Origin of the sequence: Niabella drilacis, from assembly GCF_900101395.1 — a bacterium.
GTDB lineage: Bacteria > Bacteroidota > Bacteroidia > Chitinophagales > Chitinophagaceae > Niabella > Niabella drilacis.
Genome location: NZ_FMZO01000006.1, coordinates 239949 through 265922, shown reverse-complemented (window position 1 = coordinate 265922; position 25974 = coordinate 239949). Strand labels below are relative to the sequence as shown.

General features: G+C 47.6%; 22 protein-coding genes. 9 read left to right on the top strand and 13 right to left on the bottom strand.

The genetic code is table 11. The features are described 5' to 3' along the window. The first annotated feature begins 30 nt into the window (after positions 1-30). The 3 genes from BLS44_RS13130 to BLS44_RS13120 all read left to right on the top strand — a co-directional run bounded on the left by BLS44_RS13130 (position 31) and on the right by BLS44_RS13120 (position 4757). A complete protein-coding gene (locus BLS44_RS13130) occupies positions 31-3021 on the top strand; it encodes a ligand-binding sensor domain-containing protein (protein ID WP_090390536.1) in 2991 nt (996 codons plus the stop codon). Further along, entirely contained in the window at positions 3018-3788 is a 771-nt protein-coding gene (locus BLS44_RS13125; RefSeq protein ID WP_090390535.1) for a LytR/AlgR family response regulator transcription factor, read from the top strand. The genes BLS44_RS13130 and BLS44_RS13125 overlap by 4 nt, the downstream gene beginning before the upstream one ends. Before the next feature lie 201 nt (positions 3789-3989). Continuing rightward, positions 3990-4757, top strand: coding sequence for a hypothetical protein (locus BLS44_RS13120; RefSeq protein WP_143019758.1), 768 nt, complete (start codon positions 3990-3992; stop codon positions 4755-4757). A gap of 246 nt (positions 4758-5003) precedes the next feature. Here the strand turns inward: BLS44_RS13120 and BLS44_RS13115 are convergent, their stop codons facing one another. The 10 genes from BLS44_RS13115 to BLS44_RS13070 form a co-directional block, all read right to left on the bottom strand. After that, a complete protein-coding gene (locus tag BLS44_RS13115; RefSeq protein ID WP_090390533.1) occupies positions 5004-5777 on the bottom strand; it encodes a LytR/AlgR family response regulator transcription factor in 774 nt (257 codons plus the stop codon). Between the two features lie 17 nt (positions 5778-5794). After that, entirely contained in the window at positions 5795-8779 is a 2985-nt protein-coding gene (locus tag BLS44_RS13110) for a ligand-binding sensor domain-containing protein (protein ID WP_176954409.1), read from the bottom strand. 60 nt (positions 8780-8839) lie between these two features. Next, positions 8840-9586 (bottom strand): hypothetical protein, encoded by a 747-nt coding sequence (locus BLS44_RS13105; RefSeq protein ID WP_090390531.1) that lies wholly within the window; start codon positions 9584-9586, stop codon positions 8840-8842. Between the two features lie 48 nt (positions 9587-9634). Further along, a complete protein-coding gene (locus tag BLS44_RS13100) occupies positions 9635-10255 on the bottom strand; it encodes a hypothetical protein (protein ID WP_090390530.1) in 621 nt (206 codons plus the stop codon). Positions 10256-10356: 101 nt separating this feature from the next. Continuing rightward, positions 10357-11754 carry a tail fiber domain-containing protein gene (locus BLS44_RS13095; protein WP_090390529.1) on the bottom strand — a complete coding sequence of 466 codons (1398 nt, stop codon included), beginning with the start codon at positions 11752-11754 and terminating at the stop codon, positions 10357-10359. A gap of 239 nt (positions 11755-11993) precedes the next feature. Further along, positions 11994-12617, bottom strand: a complete 624-nt coding sequence (locus tag BLS44_RS13090) for a hypothetical protein (protein WP_143019757.1) — start codon at positions 12615-12617, stop codon at positions 11994-11996. A gap of 21 nt (positions 12618-12638) precedes the next feature. Beyond that, positions 12639-13934 carry a tail fiber domain-containing protein gene (locus BLS44_RS13085; protein WP_176954408.1) on the bottom strand — a complete coding sequence of 432 codons (1296 nt, stop codon included), beginning with the start codon at positions 13932-13934 and terminating at the stop codon, positions 12639-12641. Positions 13935-14029: 95 nt separating this feature from the next. Then, the gene (locus BLS44_RS13080; RefSeq protein ID WP_090390526.1) at positions 14030-15601 is read right to left on the bottom strand and encodes a tail fiber domain-containing protein; all 1572 of its coding nucleotides are present in this window, start codon (positions 15599-15601) and stop codon (positions 14030-14032) included. 415 nt (positions 15602-16016) lie between these two features. Then, on the bottom strand, positions 16017-16922 hold the full coding sequence (locus BLS44_RS13075) for a ribonuclease Z (protein ID WP_090390525.1): 906 nt from the start codon (positions 16920-16922) through the stop codon (positions 16017-16019). A gap of 29 nt (positions 16923-16951) precedes the next feature. Then, the gene (locus tag BLS44_RS13070) at positions 16952-17356 is read right to left on the bottom strand and encodes an STAS domain-containing protein (protein ID WP_090390524.1); all 405 of its coding nucleotides are present in this window, start codon (positions 17354-17356) and stop codon (positions 16952-16954) included. A 93-nt stretch (positions 17357-17449) separates the two neighbouring features. On the opposite strand from BLS44_RS13070, the gene BLS44_RS13065 reads away from it, so the two are divergent. Beyond that, positions 17450-19978 (top strand): ATP-dependent Clp protease ATP-binding subunit, encoded by a 2529-nt coding sequence (locus BLS44_RS13065; RefSeq protein ID WP_090390523.1) that lies wholly within the window; start codon positions 17450-17452, stop codon positions 19976-19978. 76 nt (positions 19979-20054) lie between these two features. Here BLS44_RS13065 and BLS44_RS13060 read toward each other — a convergent pair whose 3' ends face one another. Next, on the bottom strand, positions 20055-20825 hold the full coding sequence (locus BLS44_RS13060) for an oxygenase MpaB family protein (RefSeq protein WP_090390522.1): 771 nt from the start codon (positions 20823-20825) through the stop codon (positions 20055-20057). An 87-nt stretch (positions 20826-20912) separates the two neighbouring features. Continuing rightward, positions 20913-21230, bottom strand: coding sequence for a DUF3817 domain-containing protein (locus BLS44_RS13055; protein ID WP_090390521.1), 318 nt, complete (start codon positions 21228-21230; stop codon positions 20913-20915). Between the two features lie 103 nt (positions 21231-21333). On the opposite strand from BLS44_RS13055, the gene BLS44_RS13050 reads away from it, so the two are divergent. From BLS44_RS13050 to BLS44_RS13030, 5 genes are all read left to right on the top strand, one after another. After that, positions 21334-21630 (top strand): chorismate mutase, encoded by a 297-nt coding sequence (locus tag BLS44_RS13050; protein ID WP_090390520.1) that lies wholly within the window; start codon positions 21334-21336, stop codon positions 21628-21630. Further along, entirely contained in the window at positions 21627-22151 is a 525-nt protein-coding gene (locus tag BLS44_RS13045; protein WP_245729206.1) for a GNAT family N-acetyltransferase, read from the top strand. The genes BLS44_RS13050 and BLS44_RS13045 overlap by 4 nt, the downstream gene beginning before the upstream one ends. A 203-nt stretch (positions 22152-22354) precedes the next feature. Further along, positions 22355-22729 carry a VOC family protein gene (locus BLS44_RS13040; protein WP_090390518.1) on the top strand — a complete coding sequence of 125 codons (375 nt, stop codon included), beginning with the start codon at positions 22355-22357 and terminating at the stop codon, positions 22727-22729. A gap of 22 nt (positions 22730-22751) precedes the next feature. Next, positions 22752-23246 carry an OsmC family protein gene (locus tag BLS44_RS13035; protein WP_090390517.1) on the top strand — a complete coding sequence of 165 codons (495 nt, stop codon included), beginning with the start codon at positions 22752-22754 and terminating at the stop codon, positions 23244-23246. Between the two features lie 26 nt (positions 23247-23272). Next, entirely contained in the window at positions 23273-24502 is a 1230-nt protein-coding gene (locus BLS44_RS13030) for an exo-beta-N-acetylmuramidase NamZ family protein (RefSeq protein ID WP_090390516.1), read from the top strand. A 12-nt stretch (positions 24503-24514) separates the two neighbouring features. Here BLS44_RS13030 and BLS44_RS13025 read toward each other — a convergent pair whose 3' ends face one another. Then, positions 24515-25927 (bottom strand): B12-binding domain-containing radical SAM protein, encoded by a 1413-nt coding sequence (locus BLS44_RS13025; protein ID WP_090390515.1) that lies wholly within the window; start codon positions 25925-25927, stop codon positions 24515-24517. Positions 25928-25974 lie beyond the last annotated feature (47 nt).

Here is a 25974-nt window from a genome sequence, read left to right as displayed (position 1 = left end):
TGACGTTAACAGGTATTATTTTGATTGCTGATGAAAAAAAGCGTCGTCATTTTTCTGTTGTTCCTTTATGTGCGGCTGTTTGCACAGCCGCCGGTCATGTTTCACCAGGTTACTACCGCAGAAGGATTAAACGACGGCTGGATCCATGCTATCTGCCAGGATAAATATGGCTATATGTGGTTTGCATCTGCAGGTGCATTGAACCGTTATAACGGTAAAACTATAAAACGGTTTACCTACGACCGTACCGATAGCACTTCGCCGCCTGCTTCGCTTTGCGAGGCCATTGCCTGTGGTCCGGATGGCCGGCTCTGGTTCAGCTTTTGGAATGAGACGGCGGAATTTGATTACGGCTCTTTTGCATTCCGGAGAATAAAAAAAGCAGAAGGGCTGAAGGTAAATACCATTGTGCCGGTTGCCGCCAACAGGCTCTACCTGGTGGCAAGATCGGGGTTGCGTTGCTATAACCCGGCTGCCGACCGGTTTGAGGAGCTGAGCACTGATGCGGCTTCGCGGCAATTATTAAAAACCACAAAGGCCAACAGCGCATTTTTAAAGGAAGACGAGCTGTACATCGGCGGCGATGGTTGCTATGTTGTGTATAATATTAGATCCGGAAAGGCTGTTTATCACGAGGTAAAAGAGTTGAGGGGGAAAGCCGTTAATAAAATAATGGTAGCTGCTGCCGGGGACCTGTGGCTGGCCAATCACGCGGATTTCCGGCTGTTACGGGTTGACGGGCACACCCATAAAACGGAGGTGCTGGATCATTTGCTGGTGAAAGATCAACATGATACCCCGAGCCTTGTAAACGGATTTGCGGAAGACGAAAATAATACCATCTGGATGGTCACCAATTTGAATGCCTTGCTGTGTTATGATCCGCCGAAAAAAAAGCTGGTGCATTACCGATATAGCCCGGATGCCAAAAATGCGCTGCTGAGCAATATGCTGTTCTCCATCTGGAAAGGGAAGGACAAGAGGGTCTGGCTGGGATCTGACGTCGGGGTAAATTATGTTGATCAGCAAAAAAATATCTTCAGGATTGGTTACCCCTTTGGCAGTGCCGGCGCGCATGCGGTTACCCGTGGTATAGAGGAGGATCACGAAGGCAATCTCTGGTTTACGACCGGCAACGGCATTTCGAGGTATAATGTACAAACGGGTAAATATACGGTGTGGAGGAACCGGCGGGGAATGCCGGACGCGATTTATTTTAATTCTGTTCGTGCTGTTGTGGAAGATGTCAATCATGATATATGGGTGGCTACAGGCGCCGGTGTCAATCGTCTTAACCGGGCAAACGACAGGATGGATTTTCTTACCATAAAGGACTCCATCCCGCAGTCGTTTTATTTTAGCGCCGGGAAAACAAGCGATGGTACGGTATGGTTTGGTGAAAGGGACTATGACGGGCTTTATTATTACCTGCCTGCGGAGAAAAAGTTTCATAGCATTGCCCATCACCCGGTATTAAAAAGGTATAAGGGATATACCGTGCGGTTTGTATTTGAGGATAGTAAAAAAAGGATCTGGTTTGGTTATAATGGCGATGGCTTATCGGTGTATAATCCTTTGACCGGCGCCACAAGGCGATGGCAGAGTACTGATAAAACGGCAAACACGGTTATTGGTGATGTAGTGATCAGCATCAATGAAGATAAGGATGGCAAAATATGGGTAGCCACATTTAGCGGGGTTAGTTGTATTGATGCGGATAAAAATGAATTTACGTCTTATACCGTAAAGGACGGCCTGCCTGGTAATATTGTGGGCAGCATTGCTGTTGACGATAGTAACCGGGTATGGCTGGGTACCGCAGGGGGCCTGGTGATGCTGGGAAAATCGAGACGCTATTTTACCCCGATAGGCGCCGGTGCGGGATTGCAGATCACCGACTTTGTAGAACACCCGGCATTTAAGTTAAGGAGCGGGGAATTTATTATGCCTTCCCGGAGGGGATATGTGCAGTTTGATCCCCTGCGCTACAAAGAGGATAGCAGCGTTACCAATTGTTTTATTGCGGATATTGGCATCAGTGGCAACCGCCATATACCCATGGGTGCCATCAATGGTGGTGGCATCATTTCCCTGAAGCAGGAGGAGAACTTTTTTACTGTTGAACTGGAAGCGGTAAGTTTTGGTGCACAGCTGTGGTATGCGTATAAACTGGATGGCCTTGAAAAGGACTGGCATTATACCCAGGATCCCAAGGCGGTTTATAGCAGCGTGCCCGGGGGAAGCTATACGTTCCGGTATAAGGCCTCTTCCAATATCAATAACTGGCGTGGCGGGGAAAAGCAGCTCCGGTTACAGGTAGCGACCATTTTTTATAAAAAGGCCTGGTTCAGGATCCTTGCTGTATTGCTGATGGTAGCCGCTGTTTTTTTGGTCTATCGTTTCCGGATGAATAAACAGCGGCAGATCCTGAATCTTGAAACAAAGACAGCGTCCCTGGAAAAGGAAAAAACACTGGTACAGTATGAAAGTTTAAAACAGCACCTGAACCCCCATTTCCTGTTCAACTCCTTAACGGCCCTGCGCAGTCTGATCAAGAGCGATGCGAAAACCGCTACCTCATTTTTGGATGGAATGAGCCGGGTATACCGCTATGTTTTAAAAAGCGATGAGCAGGAACTGGTGTATCTCCGGGATGAGCTTGGGTTTGTTAAGACCTTTGTGGAACTGCAAAAGACCCGCTTCAGGGAGGGACTGGATGTTGTGATGGATGTGCCAGAGCGGTTCTTCAATAATTATATTGTACCGGTTACCCTGCAAAACCTTGTGGAAAATGCCATTAAGCACAATACGGCTGATAAGGAGAGCCCATTGCAGATCCGGATCTTTGCCGCCGATGATTGCGTAATTGTGAGCAATAACCTGCAACGTTACCGTATTGTTGAAACAAGTAATAAAAAAGGACTGGCAAATATGCAAACGCTGTACCGCTATTATTCCGACAGGCCGCTTGTGATTATTGAAGAGGGTCATTATTTTATCGTAAAAATCCCATTGTTATGAACGCTGTAATTGTAGAAGATGAGAGCCTGATTGCGGAAGAGATGAAAGCAAACATTGCCGCGCTTGCCCCCGATGTGCAGGTGATAGAAATGTTGCCCAGCCTCAAGGCGGCACGTAAGTGGTTTATGAATCATGCAGAGCCCGATCTGTTGTTCATGGATATCCGCTTAAGCGATGGGCTGAGTTTTGAACTCTTTGACCAGTTTGTCCTGCATTGCCCGGTGATCTTTTGTACCGCGTATGAAGAATATGCAATTCGGGCGTTTAAGGTGAATGGGATAGACTACCTGTTAAAACCCGTACAGGAGGAGGATCTTAAAAAAGCCATTGATAAAGTACGGAACCTGAAAGACGGCCAACGCTTTGTTCCCGGCGACCTGCAGCAGCTGGTACAGTATTTTTCCAACCCGTCTTTGGCAAAGAATCAATACAAAGAACGTTTTGTGATCAACTCCGGCAATAAATGGGCACCGGTTGAAACAAAGGATATTGCTGTTTTTTATAAGGATACCCTCAATTATGTATATACCTTTAACGGCAACCGGTTTATTTACGATTTTTCTGCATTGGAAGATATTGAGGACGTACTGGATCCCGCCATTTTTTTTCGGGCGAACCGGCAGGCTATTATTAATATCTATTCTATACAGTCGGTAAAGCCACATGGTAATCAAAAGCTGGTGGTTCAGCTGAAACACCCCCTGAAGCTTGAAATAGACATCAGCAGGGAAAAAGCGCCCTTTTTTAAGAAATGGATGGACCGGTAACGCCCGGACCGTGGCGGCCAGCGGCTGCCGCTCATCTGTTCATTGCTGGCTTTCTTTGATAAAATGCCCCATCCGTTTGGGCATTTTCTTTTAATCGCTTCGGCGTTTTGTTTATCCGTTTAGCGCAACTATATTTTGAGGACGGGGTATTGAGATAGCATTTTTGTGCTATATATCAAAATGATTATTAAAAACAAAACAATGAAAGAATTAAAAATGCTCGGAATGATTATCGCTATTACACTAACAGCAGTGGCTTGTAAAAAGCGATCGGAGACCCCGGCTCCGGAGACTTCTTCCCCCGGGAAAAATTTTTCTGAAGTATCCTACTTTTATGAAGGGGTATTGGATGATAAATATACTTTACAATATGATCCGTCCGGAAGGCTGACCTCAATGAAGACCATGAACTATACCGATGCCCTCGAATACATTTCGGCATCTAAATTGAAGGTGACCCGGAGAAGCCTGGCGGATAACAGCATCCTGCGTACCTATGAAGGGGATCTTAATGCCAGTGGTGCCATTGTGCTGCTGACGGCAAAAGATAAAAATGGTACCCTGATCGAAACCACTACCCTCAGTTACAATAGTGAGGGCTACCTGGCCGGCTACCTGACGCAAACGGCCTCTTCCTCATTTGGAAGAGCGTATATAATCGAAAACGGCAAACTGAAAACCGGTAAAGTATTTTATAACGGGGTTCAGAATGGGAATTTTGTTTACACGAGCGACGAAACAAAGGAAAACAGGCAGTATATAACGGTATGGGGGCTATGGTATTCCCCGGATTTATTTGGCAAACGTTTAAAATTCCTGCCATCCGAGTATATAGGATATTACAACAATGGAAATGTTCAATCGCGTACGAAGAGCAGCTACGAACGGGATGCGCAGGGGCATCTTATGAAGGAGAACATCGATTATATTACAGAAGGCAAAAAAGGATATACGGTTTATAAATACTGATTGCATATTTCCTGAGACTCAGTTTTGAGTACAGTTTTTACGGAATAAGGCAGGCGGATTTTTGAACATAGAGCTGTGAACGTATTGAAACATATCCGGGGTAACTATAACGGTTGCATTGGCGGCTGTCAGCTGTAAAAAGAACGCAAGGCCCGTTCTGCCACCGGTACTGATGACAATGTATAGATGTTGCAGTGATCCCGGTATATCAGGTCCGTAGCCTATTGTTCTGCAGTAAGGAAAAAGCTATCGGCCCATCCATTTTTTAAACACAGGGGCCCGTTCCCTGCTCATATCGATCTCGAGTTTATGATAGGGGGCTTTGAGCCGGATCAGGAGCTTTGAGTTTTCAACCGGTTTAACCGTCCGTACTGCGTCTATATTAATGATGTACTGCCGGTTGGCACGATAGAAACGGTCGGGGTCCAGTACATCTTCTATATCATCAAGCGAACCGCTGTCAAGCAAATACCGCTCACCATTGAACAGGTAAATATACTGGAGCTCCTCCTTAACAAAAAAGGCAATTTCGGCTACAGGTATGGGCATCCATTGGTTGCGGATACTGGCCACAAACCGTTCCTTGTATTTTTTTAGGGTGAGTTGCGGATGAGAAAGCGCATGCATCAATTCCGTGATATCGGCAACGACCGGCTTTTGTTGTTGAACAATGGCCCTGCATTTGTCAATGGCTTTTTGAAGTTCTTCATCATTGACTGGTTTTAACAGGTAGTCTACTCCATTCACCTTAAAAGCACGGATGGCAAACTCATCATAAGCCGTGGTAAACACAATGGGGCATTTCAGCTGAAAATGCTCCAGGAGTTCAAAACTGACGCCATCACTGAGCTGGATATCCATAAACAGAATATCCGGCTCTTCATTTTGTATAAACCATTTTTTAGCTGTTTTCAGACTGGGAAGGATCTTAATGATCTCGATAGATGGATCTGCGTTGCGGATTTTGTTTTGTAGTACCTGTGCGATGATTTCTTCGTCCTCTATGATGATTGCTTTCATAACTGATTTGTTAAGGATTATATCAGGGGTATATAGATGCAGAACGTTTTCGCAGATTCGTCAATAATTAGGGGCTTGTTACTGAGGTAGGCATAGAGCGCCTGAAGACTTGCAAGCCCCTGTTTATTGGAAGTTTCTACCACGTGTTTTTTCTGCAGGTTATTTTTTACCACCAGGTATCCGTTTTCTGTTGAGAATGTAATGCATAATGGTGCGTCCTGATCAATGATATTGTGTTTGATGGCATTTTCTGTCAGGTTTTGCAGGGTCACCGGGGCTATTCTCCGGGAGTAGTCTTCTTCTGCCACTGCCACCGTTACCTGCAATCCTTCTTTGAATCTTGTTTTTTGCAACTGCACGTAAGTTTGCACAAATGCAAGTTCTTCTCTAAGGGTGACCAGCTCACTGTCCCTGTTTTTTAAAATATACCGGTAAATTCTTGACATTTGTTCCAGGAAGCTATTGGCGGTCTTCCGGTCGGTGTCAATAAGCCCTGATAAGGAGGTAAGGGAGTTGAATAAAAAATGCGGGTTCAGTTGCTGCTTTAAACTTTCATACATCACCATTGCTTTTTCTTTTTTCAGTAACTGTGCTTTTCCCTGAAGGGCTAACAGCTTTTCCCGTTGGCGTATCCGGTAGCGGTAAAAAGCCACAATGGCTGCAATCAGCAGCAATAACAGCAGCGGGCGAAACCAGCCGGCTTTATAAAATGGTGTGTCAATATGAATGCGGAGCAACTGTTCCGGCTGCTCCCATTGGTCCCTGTCTGTAGAAGCTTTCAGGCGGAAAGTATAGTTTCCGCCGGGTATTTTTGTATAATCGGCAAAGCGGTTGCGGGTATACTTCCAGTCTTCATCTATACCGTCCAGCCGGTAGGCGTACCAGGTACCCTCCGGGTTGTCATAATTAACGGCAGCAAAGCCGATGGTGAAAAAATTTTCGTCTTGTTTTAGAAGGATGGGATTGTTTAGTTGTTGCTCCTGCCGGTTGCCGGATATATCGAATGTAGTAAAGAACGGGGTTAGCGGCCGGTTTTCCTTTTTGAATCCTGCGGCTGCAAAGCGGATAAAGCCGTTTTGCGTAGGCATCAGTATTTCGCCGTTGTTTAAAATAGAAGCGGCATGCTCCGGAAAATCAACAGAGGGCAGGCCCTGCTGTAATCCAAACGCAGTAAAGTACGTATGACTGCTGTCCAGCAGCATGAGTCCACCGGATGTGCCTATCCAAACCCGATTCTTTTCATCAATGGCCAGGGGGCCGACGCTGTTGTTAATAAGCCCGTTGGTATGATTGTAGTTGGTTACCCGAAAAGTTATGGGATCGATGACAGACAGGCCGGTAAACGTACTTACCCATATAGTGCCCATTTGGTCTTCCTTTATATCCACAACGGCATTGCCGGCAATACTGCCCGGTTCGGCGGAAGCCTTCCAGCGGCGGTGTTTTTCCGTGGCGGGATCATACATGCCCAGGCCGCTGCCGTTAAATCCCAGCCAATACCTTCCCTTACTGTCCTGGAATAATTTTCGCCCGCCTTCTCCTGCAAACAGGTTTAGGCCCGGAACCGACCGAATGCTGTGAAATTTTTTATTTTGAGGGTTATAATAATAAAACCCGTCTTCATCCCTGGACGAAAACCACAGGTTCCCGTTGCGATCTTTATCTGCTGAAAAATAAAATATTTCAGGAATTGAATCCTTTGCGGTGTAGAAGATCATTTTTCCTTTATCCTGGCGGTATTGGTTTATGCCATGGCCGGTGGCGATCCAGATGTTGTTGTCAGCATCACAGAGTATGCCCCGTATCGAATTGAAGTGTATGGCAGGTGGTCTTCCATCCCGGTTGTTCCATTCTTTGTACTGTTCTGTCTTCGGGTCGTAACGAACCAGCCCGTCAATAGTGCCCATCCATATCCGCCCGTTTTTATCTTCAACTGCAACTCTTGCCACACGGCGGTTCCGTGTATCGGGGTCTTTATTAAAAACCGGCAGGATATGGAAAAACGTTTTATCGGGGTTGAAATAATTGATGCCATTATTGCCCCCAACCCACATACGGCCGTCGCTATCGCAATAAAGTGTGCTGTGCAGGTTGGTGGAGGGTGTCCATGCCTGTAGCGGATTGTGCAGCAGCGGGTCGAATAGATCTGTCTGCGGGTTATACAGCAGCAGGCCATTCAGTTGTGTGGCTACCCATATCCGCCCGTTCCGGTCGGCAATCATCGCAGAAAAATTTGTGATGGTGTTGTTCCCGGATTCGATGTATTGGCTGTAATCGGTGCGGGTAGTACAATCTGCAGAAAATTTCAGCAACCTGTTCGGATTCCGGGTAGCCAGCCAGTAATTGCGGCTGCCATCAATGGCAACGGCCGTTATTCTTGCAGTCCCGGGCAGGGGGAAATGTATTTTTTCCAGCTGCCCCGTAGTACTGTTCAGACGTATGACCCCTGTATTACCGACTATATAAGCATAAATGCCACTGCGCCCTATCTGGTAAATGCTTTTAGGAGAAAGACTGTCTTTTTGCCTGTTGAAAAAAGAAACGGTTTTGGTAACGGGATTGTAGGTTCCCAGGCCCTTGCCGGTACCCAGGTATACGGTATTTTTATTAAAGGGTACAATAGCGGTAACCCAGGTGTCCGCCAATGCTTTAACGGGAATAAAGCAATCCCCGGCTGTATCGTATTCCAGCATCCCGTCCCCAAGCCCTATAAGGAATCCGCCGCTGCTGTCTGCAGACATACACCTGGAAAGTGATGTAGGAAGCGAAGCGGGGTCGCCGGGGGTAAAACTGTAGGTCTTTACTGATTTGCCGTCAAACCGGTTCAGCCCCGCTTTTGTGGAGAACCACATAAAGCCCCTGCTGTCTTGCGCAATGGCAAGAATGCTTCCGTCGTTCAGTCCGTTTGCTACCGTAAGTTTCCGGAAAAAGAAGCGGTTGGGCTGTGCAGCGGTCTGGTTGAACAGGTACAATAGCAGTAATACGATACCCCATGATCTCATATGATCCAAATGTACCATTCCTGTCTTTCTGCAAAAAATTTAAATAATCCGGCTTCTGCTTTATTCGAATTTAAAGCTGTACAGCGTGGTATGATCCTTTGTCTTTTCTTCAGCGCTCAATGGGTACCCATCTGCATCCCGTGTAAAATGAAACTGTATTTCGCTGCCCGTCTGCCCGTTTTTATCCTCCCGGATCTGGCGTTTGGGCAAATTTTTATTCAGTGTACCAAATTGGTCATCGGTTATAAAGCCGTTTTCCATTACTTCATACCAGTCCAGTTTAAAGGGGTTGGGCGCCTGCAGGTCATATTCGTAGCGGTATGTGTTGTCCTGTACGCCGTTCTTTATTTGTACCAGTTTCACCATATTTCCGTTTTCATAGTAGTAATTGTTTTCCGCGTCATAGTTGATATCGGTCCGTTTAAATATGATCCTGGTAAGAAAGCCCTCGCTGTTATACGTGTATTGTATTTTGGTGGTCAGCTGCCCGTTATAGTAGCGCTCCGAACTGGCTATTTTCCCCTGAGCATTACGCGTGGTGTTTTTCATTTCGTAAACGTCGCTGGTGCCGTTTTGAACATACTTTATGAAAAAGGCATTGCCCTGTCCGTAGGTGGTATTGCTAAGGCTATTACAGGCTGTAATGCGTCCGTCGGCATTATACACAAAATGCTTCTTATAGTCATTGTTGATATCGATTTCAGATAATCGCTTTTTAAAAACCATGATTTCCCCGGTTTTTGGTGGGGTTTCTTTTTTGCAACTGAAGACTGCCGTCAGCAACAGCAGAATAAATGCTTTTTTCATGTACCTGTTTTTATGATTCAGTAAAAGTGACTCAAAGTGGTTTATTAGCTAATCCGGTGTGACTTTTATGATCCTGCTGTACAATGTTGCACCGTCCTTATCCACCTGTGCAATGCGCAGGTACAGGTTGGAGCCGGGCGGTGTTACTTCCATGTCTTTTTTGGAGCAACCGGTAGCCAAAGCAACGGCCAGTAAGAAGATAGCGGCAGCATTGCGGTAGTTCCTTTTGCGTTTTACAAATAACCCGGTAGCGAGGAGAATCCCTAAACCCAATGTTAGCGCCGTTTCAAGCAGATTGGTCTCGTATGTATATTCCAGGAGAAGTGTTGAATTGCCTTCCGCTGCTTTTGAGGCAACAGCAGCGATCTTTTTAAAATGTGTTCCATCTGCGGAAACCTCAATGTCAAAATGATCGTTATTGGTTTCTGTTTCGGTGGTCCATTTTACCAGGAGCCTGTTTTTGGTAATGGCAGCGCTCAGGGTACCGAACTGTACCGGGAGCGCGATGGCGCCCGGGCTTCCGTCGGTTGATAAAGAACCCAGCACCCAGTCGATGGATATTGCCCCGGCGGTGCCGCTTCCGGAGGCCGAATAAAGCGCCCCCTGGGCGCCCGCAGCCAGGGACAGACCGGTTATTGCAAAGAGTAATAAAAGTGGTTTCAGCTTCATTGTATTTGATATTGTATGGGGTATGTTACGTCATGGCTTATCTGGCGCTCATGGCATCAAAATTCCGTGCCGCCGTGCTTCATCATGCGTTTGTCGGAAGCTCAGTTTTCTTTTCTTGCCGCTTCCAGGAGCTGTACCCTTTTCAGCAATTCTTTATTTGTTTTGGTAAGTTGCTCTACCTGCTTTGCCAGTGCCTGCAGGGCAATCATCATTACGCCATCGATATCTGCGCTGGCAATGGTGGTATCGTTGCCGATGGTACCGGTGCCATCATTGCCAAACAGGCTGTAAAATTCCTGGGCCATGGGGCCATAGTGTCGGTATATTGTTTTATCCTGGCCTATGTAGTTCCAGCTGCCTAATTTCATAGATTTTATTTTGGAAAGAAAGGAGGCTCCATCCGGCTGCCGGTAATTTTCTTTTTTGGTACTGTCGGAAATGCTGGCCCAGCTGTTGCCGTTGGGCGCCAGTGTAACACCGGAGCCCGTTCCTGCGCCTGTTGATCCTGTAAAAAAACGGTAGCCGCCACCGAAACGCATGGTCATCTGGTTTTCTGCGTTGCTATTGAGCATAAGGCCTCTGAAATCCCCAATAATGAAAGCTCCGTTAAAACCACCGGTTCTTACATTAACCCCCATTGCCGTTGAATAAATGCCGGAAGCAGTAGTTTGGGTGCCAAAAGCCATCGCTCCCCGTTCCGATGCCGTTACATCCGTACCGATTGCGTAACCATAATGTGCCGAAGCTTGGGATCCCCAGCCCAGTGCAAAGGAGTGCTCCCCCGAAGCTGCCGCGGACTGGCCGATGGCAACGGCACTTGTATTTGATGCTCTTGAATTTACCATTGCTGCAATCGCGTTTTCACCCGTAGCTTCAGCATTGGTGCCAAGCGCCAGTGATTGATTTCCGGAAGCGATGGTGAGTTTGCCCATCGATACAGCGTTTTCGCCGGATGCTGCGGTGAGTTTACCCATCGATACAGCATTTACACCAGAAGCGGTGGTGGTATAACCAATGGCCAGCGCATCCTGAGCCTGGGCCTTGGTGCTGGAACCCATCGTATTTGCTCCAATGCCCGAATTGGTAGATCCCGACCCGGAAATATGACGTGTGGCCAATGCATAAGGAACACTCAGTAATTGTGTGGTACTTATCAAACTGTATGCTCCTCCTCCGGACGGATCCAGTTCTGCCTGTAAAAAATAAGCGGCGCCACCCCATTTGATTGATTGCATATTGCCCTGGATTACAGTACCACCACCTACGGCAACATTAAATACACCGTTGGCGTTAGTGAGTGATTGATGTGTTTCCTGAAATACGGTATTACCGGCTTCTGATCCCTCGTGTAGGGTAAAGCGTATTGATACCGTTTTGTTGGCAACGGCCTGTCCGCCGGCATTGCGGGCTACGCCCTGGAAGGCAAATTTTAATGGAGCCTGTGCCGAGGCGAAGCACATCAGTAAGGTGATTGAGAGAAATAAAAAAAATACTTTCATTGCTTTTTATTTTACCCGGCGACTGCTATGAAATTATTTTCCACCGCAGTCATAATGGTTATTTTGACTTTACCGTTCAAAGCTACCGGCAGACAAATGCCGGGGAAAATTTATTGAAAGCAAGTGCCGGATTTGCTATTAAGGTGTAGGTTTTTGAGGTTGAAGTGCTGGCAGTGTCGAACAAAAAAAACGGAGCAATCATGCTCCGGCCAACAGGGTGTTATATAAAAGGGTACGGATTATTCCTCTGTAACTTTGATAATCCTGCTGTACGTTTTTGCACCATCTTTATCTACCTGGGCAATGCGCAGGTACAGGTGATGGCGGGTAGTTTGCAGCTCCCTGTCTTTTTTGGTGCAGGAGGACTGGGCAGCAACGGCCAGCAGCAATACAAGGGCAGGCAGGTAACGGTATTTTTTACGCTTTGAAAATAGCCCGGCATAGCACAGGAGGGCCAGCCCCAGTGCCAGCGCTATTTCGGTTTGTGTTGACTGGTACTCGTATTGCAGGGGAGTGGTTGAATTGCCTCCCGGAGCCGTTGACGCAATGGTCGCAATTTTTTTAAAATAGACGCCATCCTCAGATACCTCAATGTCGAAATGATCATTATTGGTTTCCGTTTCGGTAGCCCATTTTACCAGGAGCCCGTTGCTGTTAAAGCTGGCGGTAATGGCGCCAAAATGCACCGGGAGTACTGCGGATACGGGTATCCCGTCTGCTGAAATAGATCCCAGTACCCAGTCGACAGAGGTTGTCCCGGCAGCGCCGCTCCCGGAGGCTCCATAGATATTAGCCGCTCCGGCTTGTGCCTGAACACCGATATGGATGATACAGGATAGCATTAGTATAAATATTTTTTTCATGTAGAATGATTGAATGGCTTCTTAATTTTCTTTTTTAGCAACTTCTAACAGTGTGAGTCTTTGCCGCAATTTTTTGTTTGCTTCTTTGAGTTGCGTTACTTCGCTTTTCATTGTTTCGGTCTGCTTTACCAGCGCCTGCAGGGCGATCATTATAACACCGTCAATATCTGCACTGGCAATAGTGGTATCGTTGCCGATGATGCCGGTGCCGTCATTGCCAAACAGGCTGTAAAATTCCTGTGCCATGGGGCCGTAGTGACGGTATTGCTGCTTATCCTGGCCCTTATAATTCCAGCTGCCTAATTTCATGTCTTTTATCTTTAAGAGAAAGGCAGCTCCATCTGCGGCTTTGTAATTTTCTTTCTTCGTACTGTCGGAAATACTGGCCCAGCTATTGCCGTTAGGAGCAAGAGCAACACCAATTGTGCTGCCGTTGCCTGAAGTTCCGGTATAGAACCGGTAACCACCGCCAAAACGCATGATCATTTGATTTTCGGCGGTGTTGCTTGTTAGATATTGTGGCCTCCAATCTCCAATGATAAAAGATCCCTGGAAGGAGCCGGTGCTTACACTATTGCCCATGGCGGTTGAAATATCACCTCCTGCTATTACATTATAGCCCAGGGCCATTGCACCCTTACCGGTAGCTTTGCTATTGGGGCCGACGGCAACTGAATTATCCCCTGCGGCTTCGGAGTACGACCCAACGGCAAAAGCCTGAATCCCGGTAGCTTTGGCATATTCGCCCATGGAAACCGAGTTGTATTGTATGGCTTTTGATGCATACCCAACGGCAAAGGCGTTTGTCCCGGACGCTTCACTGCCCCATCCCATAGCGGTGGCGTTTAGTCCCGAAGCGATGGTGTTTGTACCCATTGTGCTGCCGGTTGAAGACGAAACAGTGGAACCTGTTGCTACCAGCCGGCTTGCGGCAATGGCATAGGGCACACTGAGCAGCTGACTGATGCTGATGGTGGTGTAGGTGTTGCCACCTGTAGGGTCGATTTCTACCTGTAAATAGTAAGCTGCATTGTTACTCCAGTTAAGTGTATTGGGAAAGGCTGTTTTGCTGCCAATGGCTACATTGAATATGCCGGTGGCACTTGTTGTGGGAGTGTGGGTCTCCTGGAATACATTACCTCCGGTTTCTGTTCCCTGGTGTATCGTAAAACGCACCGACACTTTTTGATTCGTTACAGCTTGCCCGTTGCTGTTGCGGGCTACCCCCTGGAATGCAAATTGTTGAGGAACCTGCGCCAGTGCGGTCATTGACAGGGCTGTGGCCATCAGAAGGAGTACGAAAAAAATCTGTTTCATTGACAGGGAAATTGATATAGTTAAATGGTGGTTGGTACTACGGATGAAGGCGATCATGATTTTCATTATTTAAAAAAATATTGACCGCAGCATTGCTAATGATCTTTTTTTGTTGCTTCCAGCTGTTGTACCCGTTGCTGCAATTTTTTATTGGCTTCGGAAAGCTGGTCTACCTGTTTTACCAGTGCCTGTAAAGCGATCATCATGACGCCATCAATATCTGCACTGGCAATGGTGGTGTCGTTGCCGATATTGCCTATGCCGTCATTACCAAAGAGGCTGTAAAATTCCTGCGCCATAGGACCGTAGTGACGAAGGGTTTTCTTATTCTGGCCTTTATAGTTCCAGCTGCCTATTTTCATGTCCTTTATTTTGGAAAGAAAGGCAGCGCCATCGGGCTGGCGGTAATTTTCTTTCCGGGTACTGTCGGAAATGCTAACCCAGCTACTGCCATCGGGGGGCAGTGCAGCACCATAGTCGGCCCCGTTCGTTGTGGTTCCGGTATAGAACCGGTAGCCACCGCCAAAGCGCATGATTATTTGATTATCCTTGCTGCTGCTCATGCTATAAAGCGTCCTGTAATCCCCGATAATAAAGGACCCCGTATGGTTGGCGGTATTTACGTTGGTACCCATAGCTGTGGAGTAGGGGCCTGTAGCCAAAACGTTGTAACCAAAAACCTTGGCGCCTTCAGCCATGGCCTGGCTGTTGGCGCCTATTGCAACGGCCTGTTTGGCTGAGGCTTTAACATAAAGGCCCGCCGCAAAGGCATTTTCCCCGCCGGCTTCACTGTCGTTGCCGATTACAATGGCCTGTTTGGCCGTGGCTCTGGCATGAGACCCCGCTGCAAAAGCATCATCCCCGCTGGCTTCTGCAGTATTACCCATAGCGATGGTATTGGGTCTTGTAGCTTTTGAAACATTCCCTGTGGTAAAGGCATTTTCCCCGCTGGCTTCTGTGACGTTCCCTGTTGCAAATGAGTTAACGCCGGTGGCTTTCGTACTGCGTCCTGCAGCAAAGGATGCTTCGCCGGAGGCTTCTGCATTAATGCCCATAGCGACGGCGTACTTCCCCGGGGTGTTTGTATTGGCTCCCGCGGCAAGAGATCCTTCTCCGGAAGCCTTTGAACCGGCGCCCATAGCGGTGGCATTTTGCGCGGAGGCAGTGGTGGCATCCCCCATTGCGGTTGCGTTGTTGCCAAGCGCCTTATTGCCGGAGGATCCTATGGTAGTTCCGGTAGTCGTAAGGACGGTAGATCCTGCAGCAACTAACCGGCTTGCGGCAACGGCATAGGGCACGCTGAGCAGCTGGCTCGTGCTGATATGGGTATAGGCGCTGCCACCCGCAGGGTCTATTTCCACCTGCAAATAATAAGCTACATTGTTACTCCAGTTAAGTGTGGTAGGGAAAGCTGTTTTACTGCCAATGGCTACGTTAAATAGACCGGCTGCATTGGTGGTGGGGGTCTGGACCTCTGAGAATACAGCTCCGCCGGTTTCGGCTCCCTGGTGTATCGTAAAACGCACCGACACTTTTTGATTCGTTACCGCTTGCCCGTTGCTATTGCGGGCCACGCCCTGGAACGCAAATTGTTGTGGCACCTGTGCCATAGCGGTTATTGACAAGCCTATTGCTGAAAAAGCGCATAAAAATAGTTTCAGTTTCATCCGTTTGTTTTTTCTGGAAACGAAACTATAGTGCCGGCAAAGCGTTTGAAAATTAAAACGCGGCAAACGGATTGAATATTTGCTAAACAGGATATTTGGGGCCGTGAAGTGATGTGGCGTTTACTTGCAGGCACCGGGTTAAGAACGGCAGGCGGACTTTATAAAATACAGGTAGTGCCAGGGATTTTAATCGTAGCCGCCTCGGATAAAGGAGCGGGTTTATAGGGGCGTTGTTCCGCCGGGTGTTTGCATGGCTGCGTCATCTGCAACGCCCGGATCGTCTTACACGGAGTCTTCCATTTTGATCTGGAAACAAAAAGGATGGGGATATTGATGATTGCACAAAAGCTGAAGTGTGCGACGCAAGCAAAGCTGATAGCCCTCCTGAAGCCGGGCTCATAAAAGAGCACAAAAACTAAGGCATCCGGTAGCAAACGCCTTCCAGTGCCAGGTCCGTATTAGGAAAGATTTCCCGGGTTTCTGTTTCAAATGCATCCAGCTCATCGTAGCGGCTGCTGAAATGCCCCACCAGCAGTTTTTTAACATTTGCTTTTTTTGCCAGGGTGGCCGCCTGTGTGGTGGTAGCGTGAAACCGTTTTACTGCCTGGTCCTTAAAGTTTTCCAGGTAGGTGGTCTCATGATAGATCATATCGGCTCCCTGTATGGCCGGGATAAAGGACTCGTCGTACTTGGTATCGGCGCAGAAAGCATAGGTTTTTCCTTTTGGCGCTTCCAGGGTTAGTATGTCATTCCGGATGATCCGGCCATCCGGAGCTTCATAATCCCTGCCTTCCTGAAGGTTTTCAAACCAGCTGTAATGTACCTGGTAGTTCTTTACTGCCTCGGGGTTGATACGCCGCGGTTTCTTTTTTTCTTTGAACACGAAGCCAAAGCATTCGATACGGTGATCGGTTTTAAAACAGCTGATCTCCACCTCATCAACGGTCATTAAATAGCCCGGGGCCTGTATAGCATGAAAATGCAGGGGATAGGGCATGCGTGTGTCCGCCAGCCTGAACTGAAGCTCCAGCACATCCTGCAGCGCTGGTGGGGCTACCACATGTAATGCCTGCTGACGCCCGAGCAGGGCAAAGGAATTCAGCAGGCCCACCAGGCCAAAGTAATGATCTCCGTGGAGATGGGAAATAAAGATGTGTGAAATACGGCTGCGGCGGATCTTGTACCGGATCAGCTGGATCTGTGTGCCTTCGCCGCAATCGATCAGGAATTTACGGTTGGGCATCGTAAGCACCTGGCTGGTCGGATGCCGGTCAAAGGCCGGAACCGCCGAATTATTGCCCAGTATGGTCACCCCTAACATTCCGTTCAACTTTTTTTGAATTCGATTGTTTATTCATCATCCGTGTCCGGGAATTCGATATCCTCCGTATCCAGCAGCTCGCGTTCGATCTCCTCCATCTGTACAATATCCCAGGCTTCGCTTTCGGTAGGTGTAATATTCAGCAGTTCATCCAGTTCGTTCTCTGACAAAAATGCGTTTACCGTTTTTTGTATATTGCAGGTAACAAAAGATGCATTGTTTTCATAGAAATTCTGCTGTATTTGCAGGAGTTTCGCGGCTGCGGCAGCATCTATCTCCTCCACATCCTGCAGGCTCAGGATCACGTTCTTTACATCCTTTTGCAAAAAAGGAAGCAACGCCGACTCCATTTTATCTGTCATTGTAGCAGACAAAACAGGCTCATTTGGCGTGATGACGTGAAATTTCTCTTTGGTATCTATTTTGAACTGCATGTGGTGTGAATTTGGAATAAATATGCTTAAATTACAAGTAAATTTAGTACCAAATATATTTGTTAATATTGTAAATAAACATTTTATCTAAATATGGATAATAATTTTTCATCTCAGGTAAAAGAGATCATTTCCTATAGCCGGGAAGAAGCCCTGCGCCTGGGAAATGATTTCATTGGTACAGAGCACCTGCTGCTGGGCCTCATCCGGGAAGGAGATAATACTGCTATCCGGATCCTCAAAAGCTTTAACGTGGATATTTTTGAGCTGCGGAAGGAAATAGAGCTGGCAATAAAAGATAAAACGGGGAAAAATATTGCAAACATTAACAGCCTCCCGTTAACCAAGCAGGCAGAGAAAGTGATCCGTGTAACCGTCCTGGAAGCCAAGGCGCTGAAGAGCAACCTGGTGGAAACGGAGCACCTGATGCTTTCCATTTTAAAGAACAAGGAAAATATTGCAACACAAATTTTAAATCAGTTTGATGTGGACTATGATCTGTTTCGCCAGGAATTGGGCATCGTAAAATCAGGAGAACCCCGGGCCGAATTTGGTGAGGAAGGGGAAGAGGAGTTTGAAGAAGAAAAAAAATACTCCCAGTCAAGGGCGGGTGGTTCCAAAGCGGCTACCAAAAGCAAAACCCCGGTACTGGATAATTTTGGACGGGATGTGACCAAGCTGGCGGAAAGCGGCAACCTGGATCCCATTGTTGGCCGGGAAAAGGAGATCGAGCGGGTATCGCAGATCCTCAGCCGCCGGAAGAAGAATAACCCGATCCTGATCGGGGAACCGGGCGTGGGTAAAACCGCCATTGTGGAGGGATTGGCTTTGCGCATTGTACAACGTAAGGTAAGCCGGGTATTGTTCGACAAGCGGGTGATCTCCCTGGATCTGGCTTCACTGGTAGCCGGAACAAAATACCGGGGTCAGTTTGAAGAGCGCATGAAGGCCATTATGAATGAACTGGAAAAGAACCGGGATGTGATCCTGTTCATCGATGAAATGCATACCATCGTAGGTGCCGGCGGCGCCAGTGGCTCGCTGGATGCCAGCAATATCTTTAAACCGGCACTGGCCCGCGGTGAGCTTCAATGCATCGGCGCTTCAACGCTGGATGAATACCGCATGTATATTGAAAAAGATGGTGCACTTGACCGCCGTTTCCAGAAAGTAATGGTAGATCCGCCAAGTGTGGACGAGACCATCCAGATCCTTAATAATATCAAATCGAAGTATGAAGATTTTCATAGTGTCACCTATAGCGATGAAGCCATCGACGCTTGTGTAAAATTAAGCGACCGCTATATTACCGATCGCCTGTTACCCGATAAGGCTATTGATGTGATGGATGAAGTGGGTGCAAGAGTACACCTGAAGAACATTAATGTACCGCCGAATATCGTGGAGCTGGAGAAGAAGATCGAAGATGTGAAGGAAGAAAAGAATAAAGTGGTAAAGAGCCAGAAATTTGAAGAAGCCGCTTCCCTGCGGGATACGGAAAAGAAACTGGCAGAAGACCTCGAACGCGCCAAAGCTGCCTGGGAAGAAGAAAGCAAGCACAAGCGCTATCCCATCGACGAAGAGGCGATCGCCGAGGTGATCAATATTATGACCGGTATCCCTGTGCGCAAAATGGTGGAAGCCGAAACCGAGAAGCTGCGCAAGATGTCGGAAGATATGAAAGGTATGGTGATCGGCCAGGATGAAGCCATTTCAAAAGTGGTGAAAGCCATCCAGCGGAACCGCGTGGGACTGAAAGATCCGAAGAAACCCATTGGTACCTTTATTTTCCTGGGGCCCACAGGGGTTGGTAAAACAGAGCTGGCCCGTTCGCTGGCGCGGTACCTGTTCGACTCAGAAGATTCGCTGATCCGTATCGATATGAGCGAATACATGGAGAAATTTACGGTAAGCCGTTTGATCGGTGCACCTCCCGGATATGTGGGGTATGAAGAGGGCGGACAGTTAACCGAAAAAGTGCGCCGCAAGCCATACAGCGTGATCCTGCTGGATGAAATTGAGAAGGCACACCCGGATATTTACAACATCCTGTTACAGGTACTGGATGATGGGGTGCTGACCGATGGACTGGGGCGTAAGGTGGACTTTAAGAATACCATCATCATCATGACCTCGAATATCGGTGTGCGCCAGCTGAAGGACTTTGGTGCCGGTGTTGGTTTTGCTACCTCAGCGAGGGTTGAAAATGAAGATGAGGAGAACAAGGCGGTGATCGAAAAGGCGCTGAAGCGTACCTTCTCCCCGGAATTCCTGAACCGGATCGATGACGTGATGATCTTTAACAGCCTCACAAAAGAAAATATCTTCAGCATCATTGACATTTCGATGAAGGGCGTGTTAAAGCGGGTGCAGAACCTGGGCTATGGCCTGGAGCTGAGCGAGGAAGCGAAGACCTTCCTGGCTGATAAAGGATACGACCAGCAGTTTGGGGCACGTCCGCTGCACCGGGCTATTCAGAAATACCTGGAAGACCCGCTGGCGGAAGAGATCCTGAATATGCATGTGAAACCGGGTGATGTGTTGCTGGTGGACTTCGATAAAGAAAAAGAAAAATTATTCTTTACCGTAAAAGATCCCAAGGAGAACCCCCAGGAGGCATAAAACGACTTTACTACTTAATGGTTAATAACAACACCCTGCACATGCGGGGTGTTTTTTTACCGGCTGCCATCTGTATTTAGTAAGACCCCTGTGGCTCATCCAGCCTGCGGACCTGATCGCGGTAACGGGGCGGCAATAGCAGGTTTTTCAGGACCCCGTCCATCTTGATCAACCGGCTTGCTTTATATAAAGGGATAATGGGTGTTAAAAATGAAAAACCGGTAAAGTGTAATAATTCTTTTACCCTGCCAGGAACCAATAGCTTCTGGCTTTCCACCAGTATCTTGAACCGCAGCGCCCCCAGTTGTTTTTTGTATTGCATAAAAAGGTCGGTGGTATAGGCGCTTTTCTGCAGGTTATGGATTAGGTGCTGGTTTCTCAACGGCAGCCACCCGGCATAGGTTGGGGGCAATGCCTGCAATCCCATCGTTGTTCCTACTCTGAAAAAGACATTATAGACGGCTTCCTTTTCTTCCGGGGTAAGTTTTTTTTCCAGCAGTTCATAGGAGGCAATGGAATAATAGATCAGCATGAATAAAACATCACGGTAAGCCCAGTCCGGTATAGGATAGCCCCTGCTTTGTTCTACTGCCTGGTGTATGTTCCGCATCCGGCCGATGGCTTCCTCTGCCTGGTTAAGAGAAGAAAAAACAATCGTTTTTGCATATTGTACGGTGGAAAACAACCGGCCTACCGGGTCAGCAGGCAATTTGCCTGTAAAGTAAAGCCAGTCTACCGCCTTATTGAGCGCAAACTCGGCTGCGGCGCCTGCAAAAATAAAAAGCACGGTGTCGCTTTTCCCCCAGATTCTCCGTACAATGGATTGTGGTTCTACAAAGAATTGCATAGCATTTATTAGTGTATGCTAAGTTACACCTCCTCCTGCACGCTGCGCTATTTTTGACGCTTATAATTAAACCCGCAGGGGGCGTTTTTAAGAAACGGTATGAACGGCGGGATATGCCCGTTTTAATTTCGCATCCAGTACAAAAGTGCCAAACGGCAGGAGAGCGGCAATAAAAGCAAGTAGTGCTTTGCCAAAGCTCCATTTGAGTTCTGCCCAAACTTTAAGAAGATAAATACAGAAAAGGACAAAGAGCACTCCATGCGCCCAGCCCACATATTTTACACCTTCCGGTATATGGGCAAAATATTTCAAAGGCATGGCCACCAGCAGTAAAACAAGATAGGAAATCCCTTCCAGGAAGGCAATCCGCATGAATATCCGTAGGTTCTTAAGCGAACGATCCATCTGTAATCAAATTGTTTGAAGGAGAACAATGTTCCTGTTAAAAAGTTTAACAGGCTCCGGGAAAATTATGGAGTATCTTTAGTTTTTGTCCAAAAAACAGGGAATGAGTCCGGAATACTGCAATAACATAGATGACATAAGAAAGGAGATTGATGTCATTGATGAAGCAATTGTGCGCCTCATCGGCCGGCGGGCACAATTTGTAAAAGCCGCTGCAAAATTTAAAAGAACGGAAACAGCGGTCCGGGATGAAGAACGGGTAGCAGCAGTGATCGGCTCGAAAAAGCAACTGGCCATTGCTCATGGTGTTTCGCCGGAGCTGATTGAAGCGGTGTACCATACGATGATCGGGCATTTTGTAAATGAGGAACTGGAGCACTGGAAAACACCTGACCGGTGAATACGGTTGTGAAAGCATATCCTGAGATGCATTACCGGAAGGGCTCTATAGCGGATCTGCAGCAGTTGTTGCGGCTGGGAATTGAGGCCTGGAGCGGGTTTGAGAAAGATATGGCCGCGGCAGACTGGCAGCGCCTTTCCGGATCGATCCATAGCGAGCAAACTTACCGGGAGCTGCTTTCCGTAAGTGAATGCCTGGTTTGCGTAACCGGTGAAGGGCGGATCGTGGGAATGGTCTTCCTGGTACCTCAGGGGAATCCCACGGATCTTTATCCTTCTGATTGGTCTTATATCCGTTTTTTAACCGTCAGTCCCGATTTTGGCGGCAGGGGTATCGGCAGGAAGCTTACGGAAGATTGTATAGCATGGGCGCGGCGCAATGGAGAAACGGTTGTAGCGTTGCATACGTCAGAGATGATGAGCAATGCGCGCCGCTTATATGAACACCTGGGATTCAGTATTGTCCGGGAAATAGAACAACGGCTCGGAAAGCGCTATTGGCTGTACAAACTGGAGTTGTAGTGTAACAATATGATGAATTTTCCGTTAATTTATTTAGAGGGTTTAGAGGAGATCAGGGGCCGGCTGTAGATCCTGCAGAAAAATGCAGGCATTTCCATGCAACGATCGGCAGCCGGACTTCGTTTTAAAGAAGTATCTTTGGCTGAAGCAACAATGTTATAACAGGTTGTTGCTCCCGGTCCCGGACCATCAAATGAAACAGCATGAAAGAGGATAATTTTATAAACCGGATTGTTCCCAATATTTATTCGGATGATCTGGAGCAGAGCAGGGCTTTTTATCACGGTTTCCTGAATATGGATATCGTTATGGACCGCGGATGGGTATTGACATTTGCCTCCCGCACCAATCCTACAGCACAGATCAATGTGCTGGAGAATCAGAAGAAGGAGAAGCTGGACAATGAGCGTATTTTTCTTTCCATTGAAGTGTCAGATGTAAACAGCATGTATAAAAAGGCAACAGAACAGGGGCTGGACGTAACGTATCCGATCGCCAACGAGCCCTGGGGCGTGCGCCGTTTTTTTGTAAGGGACCCGAACGGGGCGATCATTAACCTGCTATCGCATAACAGCTGAATCTTTTTTTAACGGTTTGCAAATGGCGCATCAGGAACACAGTTATCAGGTAAGCGTTACGTGGAGTGGTAACCTGGGAAAAGGAACCGCCACGTATGGCGCTTACAGCAGGGATCATATGATCAATGTGGAAGGCAAGCCGGTTATACCGGGTTCATCAGATCCCGCCTTCCGGGGTGATGCCAAAAGGTATAATCCTGAAGAATTGTTCCTTTCCTCCCTGTCTGCCTGCCACATGCTCTGGTACCTGCATCTTTGTGCGGAGGCGGGTATTGCGGTAACGGCTTATTCCGATGCGGCAAGCGGAAGTATGAAGACGGAGCCGGATGGAAACGGTCGCTTTACACGGGTAGTGCTTCATCCTGTTGTTACCATTACCGATGCATCAAAAGCCACACCGGCAATGGAATTGCATAAACAGGCCCAGCGGTTTTGTTTTATTGCCAATTCAGTGAGCTTCCCTGTGGAGCATCAGCCGGAAATAATCGTGAACCAGGAAGATGGTAATTTTTATTGATCAATAGTATAAAACGTATTTGTTGTATGAAATGGATCATTACAGGTCTGCTGTTTTCTATAGGATTTTGCCTGGCTGGTTATAAGCCGGTATCGCAGACCCCGGTTCCGGATGTTGTAAAGCCTGCGATCCGTACCGGCGCCGATCAAACGGAAAAGTATCTTCCCTACTTAAAGGGTAAGCGGGTAGCGGTGCTGGCCAACCCCACTACTATTATCGGGAGTAAGCACCTGGTAGATAGCCTGCTGAAGCGGGGGGTAAATATTGTAAAGGTATTTGGTCCCGAGCATGGGTTTAGAGGAAACGCCAGCAATGGCGCAAAAGTAAGTGATGAAACGGATCCCGAAACCGGTATCCCGATCATTTCACTGTATGGAAAAAAACGCAAACCCAGCAATGCAGATCTGGCGGATGTGGACCTGATGATCTATGATGTGCAGGATGTAGGCTGCCGTTTTTACACCAATATCAATACCCTGCGCGATATTATGGAAGCCTGTGCCGATAATGATAAAGAGCTGATGATCCTCGACCGGCCCAACCCGAATGGTTATCTTATTGACGGGCCGGTGCTGGATATGCGGCTGAAATCGGGGATCGGTCAGTTCCCCATCCCGATTGCACATGGCCTGACCGTAGCAGAATTTGCCCGGATGGTCAACGGTGAGGGATGGACCTATAATAAAAAGAAATGCAGGCTGAAGATCATCCCGGTGGCCAATTATAACCATGGTATGGAATATGTGCTGCCGGTAAAACCATCCCCCAACCTGAATACGCAGCAAAGTATCCTCTTATATCCTTCTGTCTGTTTGTTTGAAGGAACCATTATGAATCATGGAAGGGGAACACAATACCCGTTCACTGTTTTCGGAAGCCCCTTATTAAAAGGGAAATATTCATTTTCGTTTACACCGGTAAGCATTCCGGGGATGAGCGAAACGCCTTTGCATATGAACCAGGTTTGCTACGGGCTCGACCTGAGAAATTATGATGTTAGTAAACTCCGCAACGAGCGCCGTATCAATCTGGACTGGATGATCGAGCTTTACAATGCCTACCCGGATAAGGAACGGTTCTTTGACCGCAGCCAAAGCAACCAGATGGGTAGTATCGACGGCCTTGCTGGGGTCTATGATTTTAAAAAACAGATCATGGCCGGCAGGTCTGTAAAAGAGATCCGGGATTCCTGGGAGCCGGGGCTGAGTCAGTATAAGAAAATGCGGAAGCAATATTTGCTGTACGCAGACCGTTGATCCTACAGGTATTCAGGCTTTGTTTGTTGCCGGAATATGAACGTGCGTATGCAGATCTGTTTTCTTCTCTTTCACCTTTGACAGGATCGACTCCAGTAGGGGAAGCATATGGTTCAGGTTTCGGGTTTTGATAAGAAAGTTCCACAATGGTTCAAATTTTTTCCAGCCTCCGGCATAGAGTAAATGTTTTAGCTGATGCTTTAATGCATTATGGGAAAAGCTGCTTTTGAAAATATTTGACCAGCTGTAAAACGATTGGTAGGCCCAGTCATATCCGTCTTTTAGTTCTGCGGCAGTAAGCCCCGTTGTTTGATATACAACCTGCCTTGTGTCGTATTGATCCCAGTTCTTTGTAAGGATCCGGCCCTGCTGTTCCATGCTCTTATACAGGCGTGTGCCGGGGTAGGGTGTCAGTATGTGAAAGGTGGCCGTGGTAATGGCGTTATTGACGCCCCAGTCGACGGTCCGTTTAAACACGTCTCGGTCATCGTCGTCCAAACCAAATACAAAGCTCCCGTTGATCATAATGCCTAAAGAATGCAGCCGGTTTACAGCTTGTACATAATCCTTTTCCAGGTTTTGCTTTTTATTACCCTGTTTTAAATTCTCAGGGGAAAATGTTTCAAACCCTACAAACAGGCTTCTCAATCCTGCCCTGGCCGCTTTTTCAATAAGGTCACCTCTCAAAACGGAGTCAACCGTTGCAGCTGCCTGAAAAACGCGGTTCATTCCTTTCATTCCCTCGAAAAGGCTGGTTGCAAATTTTGCGTTGCCCAGCAGATGATCGTCCAGGAAGTATAAATGCCGGCCCGGTAGTCGCTCTATCTCCGCCAGGGCGTCATCAACAAGCTGGGTGTAAAAGCCTTTACCTCCTTCAAAAAATGCGTCCTTATAACAAAAGGCACAATGATGAGGACACCCCCGCGTTACGACAATCGAATTTGGAACGAGGTACCTGTTCCGTTTGATCAGGTCCCGTCGTATGGGAGGGATTTTTTGTAAGGTGCGTATGGATGAGTGATAGATCATTTTGGGTACTCCCTTTTTAAAATCTTCGAGGAACCGGGGAAAGGTCTCTTCCCCGGGGCCGGTAAAGATCGTGTCGGCATGGGGCAGGGCCTCATCGGGGAGCGACGTTACATGCAAACCGCCCAGGATCACATAAGCTCCCTTCTGCCGGTACTGATCTGCGATCCTGTAGGCCCGGTAGGCATTGGTGATATAAACCTGTATCAGCACCAGGTCCGGTGCATCGTCCAGGTTCAATACTTCTACATGCTGGTCCTGCAGGTCTATTTCATCGTCAGGCGACAGGTAAGCAGCAAGGGTAGCAAGCCCGAGTGGCGGGAATAATGAATATTTTATCGGCCGCCAGAACGGGCTTTCAGCTTCTGCGAGCGCGGGAAGGATCAGCTTTACTTTCATAGGTTATTTTTTTAGTACCAGTACCGTAAGGATCACAATGGTGGCCA